Source organism: Aquimarina algiphila, assembly GCF_947494415.1.
GTDB lineage: Bacteria > Bacteroidota > Bacteroidia > Flavobacteriales > Flavobacteriaceae > Aquimarina > Aquimarina algiphila.
Map to the genome: position 1 here is coordinate 600,658 of NZ_CANLVC010000001.1, position 7,180 is coordinate 607,837.

Here is a 7,180-nt window from a genome sequence, read left to right on the forward strand (position 1 = left end):
ATAACTAAGTTACAAAGCAATAGGAATAATTCCATATATTTGGAATTATTCCATAAAACTTAGTATTGAGAACTATATTACATCTTGACCTGGATACATTTTATGTATCTGTAGAACGCATCATCAATAGCACATTAAAAAACAAGCCTCTGCTTGTTGGCGGCATTAGTGATCGTGGTGTTGTAGCGGCATGTAGCTATGAAACAAGAGCCTATGGCATACATTCTGGTATGCCTATGAAAATAGCAAAAGAACTTTGTCCAGAAGCTGTAGTAATCAAAGGAAATGCAGGAACCTACAGCAAATATTCGGATCTGGTAACAGAAATCATTAAAGAAAAAGTACCTGTTTTTGAAAAATCGAGTATTGATGAATTCTACGCAGATCTTTCTGGTATGGATAAATTTTTTGGATCCTACAAATATGCTTCAGAGCTACGCCAAAAAGTAATCACAGAAACCGGTCTTCCTATATCTTTTGGTCTTTCTGGTAATAAAGTAGTTTCTAAAGTAGCAACTAATGAAGCTAAACCTAATAACCAATTAAAAATAGATTTTGGTACAGAAAAGCCATTTTTAGCTCCTCTATCAATTAAAAAAATACCCATGGTAGGTGATAAAACCTATTATACACTTCGAAATTTAGGTGTTCGTTATATTAAAACTATCCAGGACATGCCTGCAGATATCATGAAAGGAGTACTAGGAGTAAATGGCTTAACAATATGGAAAAGAGCTAATGGAATAGATAACACACCTGTTATTTCATTTTCTGAACGTAAATCAATCTCTACAGAAAGAACATTTGATAAAGACACTATAGATATTTATAAGCTTAGAAATATTCTCATTGCAATGACAGAAAATCTTTCTTATCAATTGCGAAGAGGGAATAAGTTAACTGCTTGCATTGCCGTAAAAATCAGATATTCTGATTTCAACACATACTCTAAACAAATAAAAATACCGTATACAAGTGGAGATCACATTCTTATTCCCAAAATTCTCGAGGTATTCGAAAAATTATATCAGAAAAGATTATTAGTACGGTTAATAGGTATACGGTTTAGTCATTTGGTAAGTGGAAATTATCAGATCAACTTATTTGAAGATGATGAGAAACAACTTAACCTGTATCAGGCATTAGACAATATTAGAGTTCGATATGGAGATCGAAGTGTGATTAGAGCTGCAGCCATAGGATCATCTACAATTGGCAGAATGCAAAACCCTTTTAATGGTCAGCCACCAATAGTATTAGCACACAGAAAACAATAAATATTCAAAATATAAACAACAAATAAAATATAACGTACAGTTTGATACTAAATGTACCTTAATTGCCACTCATACTACAGTTTACGCTTTGGAACTTTTTCTGAGACAGACCTCTTAACATTAGCTGAAGAAAACAATATAAAATGTTTGGCCTTAACTGATATTAATAATACTTCAGCCTGTCTTAATTTTATAAGAAAAGCAAAAGAGTATAAAATCAAACCCATTATAGGAGTAGATTTTAGAAACAAACACCAGCCTTTATACATAGGTCTCGCCAAAAACAATGAAGGATATAAAGAGCTAAATGATTTCTTATCATATCATTCTCATGAAAAAATCAATTTCCCAGAAACAGCTCCGGTGTTTAAACAAGCATATATCATATACCCTATCCAAAAAGTAATATCATTAAATAAAACTGAGTTTTTAACTAACGAATTTATCGGTGTATCTATAACAGAAATCTCAAAACTCCGCCTTTCCAGATTAAAAAGTTTAGAACATAAATTAGTAATATTACAACCTGTTACTTTTAGAAATAAAAAAGATTTTAATGCTCATCGCCTGTTAAGAGCTATCGATAACAATATTTTACTAAGTCGACTACCAGAAACTCAACAAGCTTGTTTTTCAGAAAAAATGATTCCTTATCATGAAATAGAAGAAAAATTCTCAGAATTTGACTTCATTATTAAAAATACCATTGCAATCCAGAAAAATTGTACTATTGATTTTGATTTTTCTAAAAACAAACCTTCTCTTAACCAAAAAACATATACTGGTACTATTGAGGAAGATAATACTCTATTAAGAGAACTTTGTCAAAAAGAGTTATTGTATCGATATCCAAATCCAAAACAAGAAGTATTGGATCGATTAGAAAAAGAATTGTCGCTAATAACAAAAATGCAGTTTGTCTCCTATTTTTTAATCAACTGGAGAATTATTTCTTATGCACAAAGTAAAGGCTATTATTATGTGGGTAGAGGTAGTGGTGCAAATAGCATTGTTGCATACTTACTTCGCATCACAGATGTAGATCCTATAGAATTAGATTTATATTTTGAACGTTTTATAAATACTCATCGTACAAGTCCTCCAGATTTTGATATTGATTTTTCTTGGAAAGATCGACAAGATATTACACGATTCATCTTTGAAGAATTTGATAATGTAGCATTATTAGGAACATACATCACATTTCATTATAAAGGTGCAGTAAGAGAACTCGGAAAAGTATTTGGCCTTCCGAAATTTGAAATCGACAAATTAAGTGAAGGTGATTATGACTACAACACTCTTGATCATATTCATAAATTAGTTATTATTTATAGCAATCTTGTCCAGGGGATTCCTAATTACCTCAGTATTCATGCCAGTGGGATATTAATTAGTGAACATCCTTTACATTTTTATTCTGCCACGGATTTACCCCCAAAAGGATTTCCAACAGTACATTACGATATGATCATAGCAGAAGACTTAGGCCTATATAAATTTGATATACTGGGCCAACGCGGATTAGCAAAAATTAAAGACGCTATAAAAATCATTAAATACAATCAACCAGAAGTAGCCGATTTTGATATTCATGATATCTCAAGATTTAAAAAAGACCCTAAAATTAATACCTTAATAAAAGAAGCTAAGTGCTTAGCATGTTTTTATGTTGAATCTCCTGCAATGAGAATGTTATTGAGTAAATTAAAAACAGATAACTATTTAGGCTTAGTAGCCGCAAGCTCTATTATACGACCAGGTGTAGCCAAAAGTGGTATGATGCGAGAATATATTTTACGCGAACATGATATAGAAAGAAGAAAAAAATCTCACCCGATTATGCTTGACTTAATGAATGAAACTTATGGAATTATGGTATACCAAGAAGATGTAATTAAAGTAGCACATTTTTTTGCAAAGCTAACATTGGATGAGGCTGATGTATTACGACGAGGTATGAGTGGTAAATTTAGATCCCGAAAAGAGTTCAAAGACGTAAAAGAAAAATTTATAAACAATTGTAAAAATGAAGGATATAAAGAGTCTCTAATTCATGAGATCTGGAATCAAGTAGCTAGCTTTGCCGGATATGCATTTCCCAAAGGCCATTCTGCATCATATGCAGTAGAAAGCTATCAAAGTTTATTTTTAAAAGCATATTTTCCATTAGAATACTTAGTCGCTACACTCAATAACGGAGGAGGCTTTTATCGTCCTGAAATATACCTTCATGAAGCAGAAATGTTAGGAGCCACAATACAAACTCCATGCATTAACACCAGTAATCATGAACATACCATTATAGATAAAAATATATTCTTAGGGCTAATGATTCTAAGAAACCTAGATCTCAAAACTACTCAAACAATTCTAACAGATCGAAATCAAAATGGCCCTTACACCTCTTTGGATAATTTTATTGACAGAGTACAAATAAGCATAGAACAGATAAGCATTCTTATTAAGATTGAAGCTTTCAGATTCACCGAAAAGAATAAACATGAATTATTATGGGAAGCTCACTTTAAAATCAATGGTGCACCTACTCAACAACACAATCAACCCCTTCTATTTAAAGAGAAACGTACAGAGTACAAACTTCCAGAATTAAAAACTTCAGAACTAGAAACCGCATTCGAACAAATTGAATCTTTTGGATTTCCTCTTTCTGGATATTACAAAATATTAGCTTCTCCTCCAAAAAACAAAAATAGTGCTAATCAACTTCATAAATACACTAATAAATTCATAGATATTTATGGATACTTAATTGCCATGAAAAATACTAAGACCCATTCAGGAAAGCGCATGGCTTTTGGAACATTTTTAGACCAATTCGGAAACATTTTTGATACTGTAATATTTCCAAAAACACAAGAAAGATATAAATTAAAAGGAAGAGGTATTTATCGTATATACGGTAAAGTAGTTGAAGAATTTAATTTTTTAAGTATCGAGGTTATAAAAATTATAAAACAAGATTACATCCCTGACCCCAGACATGTATAAATACATACAATCAACATATAGTTTATTATTACTTTCTAAAATCCAAAGTTATAATAATTCATTTCTAAAAAAGTAGTATTATTCCTTCTATTTAAATTTTATTTTATCTAAAAATGCGTTTTTACCGTATTTATTTTACGTATTATCTGTTTATTTGTGTTTTTTTTATATATTTGAGCACCCCAAAACTGAATTGAATGATAAGAATTAAAAAATATCATATAGTTACTATATGCTTTTATTTATTTTATTCAATTACATATGCTCAACATGAATATGAAGAAATGTCGTTTTCTGAATTAGAAAGCATTATTATTCATACTGAAAACCATTTTAATTCATTAGGAAGAGCCAGTCGTATCATGACTATTGAAACAGTAATTGATGTCTCAGAAAAATTTAATCCCAAACAAAAATATTATCTAAAAGCGCATTCATATAATGCTCTAGGGAAAGTTTACTATACCAATAAAGATTACGAAGAAGCAATCAAAAATTATAAAATTGCTGAATTATTTATAAAAGAACTCGATGGATATCCAGAATTGTCCATAGATATAAATAATAATATTGCTTTAGTGTATATAAACGGATTTAATAAGCCAAAAAAAGCGCTTAGAAGAATAAAGCATATTTATGAGAATTCTAATGATTTAAATGAAAAATCTCAGCATGTTTTAGCACTAAACCTTGCCAATATTTACATAAGAACAAAAAACTACAAAAAAGCTTATGATCTGCTAGAAAAATGCAAAAAATATTTCATTAATAACCAGCAAGACATCTCAAAATTAGCTACTACATATGCTAGTTATGGAGAATACTACTATCGTTTTAGACAATATAGTAATGCTATAAAGTATTATGAACTAGCTGCTACTATAACCGAAAAAAATCAATTGTTCAGGCAGGCGATGACTATTTATAAAAAATATGAAGATTTATTGGTCAAAATTGGAAGAGAAGATAAAGCATATGCGATTCTAAAAAAATATACTAAGCATCATCAAACTGCTCTCGACATAGAAAAGCAAGAAGCTCATCAATATAAAAAACAGTTAACCGTAAGTGAAGAAAAAAACACTGTAGAAACTAAAAAAGCCAAACAATCTAAAACCATATCTATATTCACTGTCTCTCTGCTTCTATTATGCTTAATATTCTTTTGTTTTTTTATTTACAATCATAGAAAAATAAAAACCCTTGGGCAATCTCTTGCATTAAGGAATAAAGAACTTAAAATTTCAAAAGAAAAATCTGATCATCTGGCAGCTGTAAAAACAAAATTCATATCAACGGTTAGTCACGAGCTCAGAACTCCATTATATGGAGTAGTAGGTCTATCCTCGATTCTAATGGAACGAATAACAGACAAAGAAAATCATAAGTTTATAAAGCTCATGAAATTCTCAGCCGATCACCTACTTAATCTCATTAATGACGTATTACAAGTTACCAAAATGGAATCTTATGAAATACATCTTGACAAATCTAGTTACGATCTTAAAAATCTTGCAGATGATATTAAAAATTCATTCGAATATCAAGCTGAAAAAAATGGCAATACTTTACATCTAAATCTTGATCCCGATATTCCTAATCAACTTATTGGAGATGCCGTAAGGTTATCTCAAATTTTCATCAATTTAATCAGTAATGCTAATAAGTTTACTAAAAACGGAAATATTTGGCTGAATTTTATAAACCCGGTCATTATCGATAACGAGGTTGAAATAACATTTGAAATAAAAGATGATGGAAGAGGAATTCCCTTAGACAAACAAGAACTAATATTTGATAAGTTTTCTCAAGCCAATTCTAAAGATCACACTACAGGTACAGGTCTTGGGTTACATATAGTCAAAAATTTAGTTAATCTCCATGGAGGTGACATTAAAATTAACAGCTCTCCCGGAAAAGGATCTACATTTTACTTCACAATATCTTTTGAAATCGACAAAAAAAATGAAGCTATTAACAAAGAAAATAATACTAAAAATTGTATTTCCTTAAATACCAAAGATTATAATGTCTTAATAGTTGAGGACAATAAAATAAATCAAATAGTTACACAAAACATTCTTAAATCAAAGGAGTATCACTCTGAAATTGCTGATAATGGGCTCATAGCAATCGAAATGGTAAAGAAAAAAAGATATGATCTTATTTTAATGGATTTGAATATGCCAAAAATGGGCGGAATGGAATCTACTAAAATAATTAGAGAATTTGATCCACACATACCTATTATTGCATTGACCGCTTCAGATACTCAAGATACGATAAAAGCAATACTTCATCCAGATTCTGGTTTTAGTGATTTTATGAGAAAGCCATATAAGAACGAAGAATTCTTTAAGAAAATTGAACTAAACCTTAATACCTCTATTTCAAAAGCATCCTAAACAAGAATACTTTCAAGTTTTTAAGTATATTAGTAGTAATCTTAAAACTCAAATAATTATGTATTCAAAAATTTTAACCGTAAAAGGAGTTCAACAACTTACCAAAAAAGAACAATCTAACATTATTGGTTCTCGTTCTAGCCAATGTAACTCTAATGGAAGTGGGTCTACTGGAGAAAGTTGTACTAATGCATCACAATGCACACCATTACTACCTGGATTTCCTGTTTTTTGTTTTAGAGGATGTTGCCTTAGTGCTTATTAAACTGTAATATTCGATTGAATTTGTAGAAGTGAGATGAAATCTCCTCCTTTATAGAATTTTACATTAATTCTATTCTCTTCACATATTTTATTATTATTACATTTGGGTATAAAAAAAAACCCTTCAATATTGATATTGAAGGGTTTTCAAGGAAGGCGGCGACCTACTCTCCCACGATTGTAGTACCATTGGCGCTAATGGGCTTAACTTCTCTGTTCGGA

At 30.4% G+C, this 7,180-nt stretch carries 4 protein-coding genes and 1 rRNA gene; 4 read left to right on the forward strand and 1 reads right to left on the reverse strand.

Going from position 1 to position 7,180, the window contains the following annotated elements:
- Nucleotides 1-65: 65 nt before the first annotated feature.
- The 4 genes from PQF96_RS02545 to PQF96_RS02560 all read left to right on the forward strand — a co-directional run bounded on the left by PQF96_RS02545 (nucleotide 66) and on the right by PQF96_RS02560 (nucleotide 6,959).
- The gene (locus PQF96_RS02545; RefSeq protein WP_109439224.1) at nucleotides 66-1,277 is read left to right on the forward strand and encodes a DNA polymerase Y family protein; all 1,212 of its coding nucleotides are present in this window, start codon (nucleotides 66-68) and stop codon (nucleotides 1,275-1,277) included.
- Nucleotides 1,278-1,328: 51 nt separating this feature from the next.
- The gene (locus PQF96_RS02550; RefSeq protein WP_271764982.1) at nucleotides 1,329-4,289 is read left to right on the forward strand and encodes a DNA polymerase III subunit alpha; all 2,961 of its coding nucleotides are present in this window, start codon (nucleotides 1,329-1,331) and stop codon (nucleotides 4,287-4,289) included.
- A 197-nt stretch (nucleotides 4,290-4,486) separates the two neighbouring features.
- Nucleotides 4,487-6,694, forward strand: a complete 2,208-nt coding sequence (locus tag PQF96_RS02555; protein WP_271764983.1) for an ATP-binding protein — start codon at nucleotides 4,487-4,489, stop codon at nucleotides 6,692-6,694.
- Between the two features lie 58 nt (nucleotides 6,695-6,752).
- On the forward strand, nucleotides 6,753-6,959 hold the full coding sequence (locus tag PQF96_RS02560) for a hypothetical protein (RefSeq protein ID WP_109439227.1): 207 nt from the start codon (nucleotides 6,753-6,755) through the stop codon (nucleotides 6,957-6,959).
- Nucleotides 6,960-7,109: 150 nt separating this feature from the next.
- Here PQF96_RS02560 and rrf read toward each other — a convergent pair.
- Nucleotides 7,110-7,180, reverse strand: a 5S ribosomal RNA gene (rrf, locus tag PQF96_RS28660); the annotation flags it as partial.

Excerpts from the sequence above, each read along its gene's own strand:
- PQF96_RS02555 (WP_271764983.1), top strand. The coding sequence starts at position 4,487 with ATGATAAGAATTAAAAAATATCATATAGTTACTATATGCTTTTATTTA.
- PQF96_RS02560 (WP_109439227.1), top strand. The coding sequence starts at position 6,753 with ATGTATTCAAAAATTTTAACCGTAAAAGGAGTTCAACAACTTACCAAA.
- PQF96_RS02550 (WP_271764982.1), top strand. The coding sequence starts at position 1,329 with ATGTACCTTAATTGCCACTCATACTACAGTTTACGCTTTGGAACTTTT.